Below are 1,369 nucleotides of genomic sequence, written 5' to 3' on the forward strand. Positions count from 1 at the left end.
AAAAATCTATGGTCAGCCCGATTTTTGCAAGCGAGGCAGTGTTGACCTAAAGTGGACTTGCTCGAATCTATCCGGGGTCGTGGATGGAGTGATCCAGCCCCATGATGGGAGCCGCGCCGGGCAAACCTCAAAAAGCGTACAGCATTGAGATGCTGTTTTTGTTGTCAGGTTACTTGTCCGGCCGTTGAGTCGTTTATGCCTTCACGTATCTCGCGTCGCAAAACCAGGTGACTGCTGCAACTGAAGCCGTAAGCGACACGAAGCGTCAGACCGCGGGAACAGCCTCGGTGCTTCGGTAGTGTGTCCCTTTGGCGAGGATGGCCCACGCGATCCTCGCCAATTTATTGGCCAACGCGCAAGCCACTACGTTCGAATGTCGTCGCGCCAACAGGCCGCGAATCCAGACGCCCAATGCATCCGTGCGGTGCTCGATGCGCTGCATGATGGTCCGCGCACATTGCACCAGCAGCCGCCGCAATTCCTTGTCCCCGCGCTTGCTGATGCCGAGGAGCGTTGGTTTGCCGCCGGTGCTGTACTGCCGCGGCACCAGCCCGACCGACGCCGCAAACTGCCTTGCCGAACCATATTGGCGCGCATCGCCCAACTCCGACATCAACACGCTGGCGGTCATCGGGCCAATGCCGGGAATCTCGAGCAGCCGCTCGCTGCGTTCGTCCTCGTGTAGCTGGGTAAGCAACTCACGTTCGAGCTGATGGATCTGCTCGTCCAGATACTTGCAGTGCGCGTGCAGACGTTCGATCACGCTTACCAGCCGCGGCGGCAACGATTCTGCCTCCAGCACGGCGGGCAGTCGCCGGATCACCGCCATGCCGCGCGGCAAGCTGATGCCGAATTCCAACAGAAACGCATGAATTTGGTTGATCGTGCCGGTGCGCTCGCGCACCAGCCCCCCGCGCACGCGATGCAAGGCTGAAACGATCTGCTGAGCTTCGTTGTGCGGGCTCACGAAACGCATGCTCGGTCGTGAAGCAGCTTCGCAGATCGCCTGGGCATCCGCGAAATCGTTCTTGTTGCCTTGCCGGAACGGTTTGACGAACTGAGGGGAAATCAGCTTGGCCTCGTGGCCCAGCGCCTGAAGTCGGCGGGCGATCCAGTGCGCACCGGCGCAGGCCTCCATGACCACCGTACAACTCGGGAAATTGCCCAGCAGCGTGAACATCTGGCTACGCGTGAGCTTCTTACGGAACACCATCCTGCCTGACGCATCCTGCCCATGCAGGTGGAAGCAGTGCTTGCCGAGATCGACTCCGATCAGCGATACCGTGTCCATGATGGTCCTCCAGAAGGACAAAATCCTCACTCAGCGTAGTCCACTGAGTGAGGATCGGGCTGACCATCCTATTAAGCG

Annotated in this window: 1 protein-coding gene; it reads right to left on the reverse strand. The window is 59.8% G+C overall.

Features of this window, described 5'->3' with window-relative positions:
* Window positions 1–265 precede the first annotated feature (265 nt).
* Entirely contained in the window at window positions 266–1,291 is a 1,026-nt protein-coding gene (locus tag JMF90_RS37205; protein ID WP_011549396.1) for an IS110 family transposase, read from the reverse strand.
* Window positions 1,292–1,369: the final 78 nt, after the last annotated feature.

Origin of the sequence: Burkholderia sp. E168m23 (assembly GCF_016586125.1) — a bacterium.
GTDB lineage: Bacteria > Pseudomonadota > Gammaproteobacteria > Burkholderiales > Burkholderiaceae > Burkholderia > Burkholderia orbicola.

What these genes read in the sequence shown, in the direction of transcription:
- JMF90_RS37205 (WP_011549396.1), bottom strand. Translation starts at nt 1,291, where the DNA reads ATGGACACGGTATCGCTGATCGGAGTCGATCTCGGCAAGCACTGCTTC.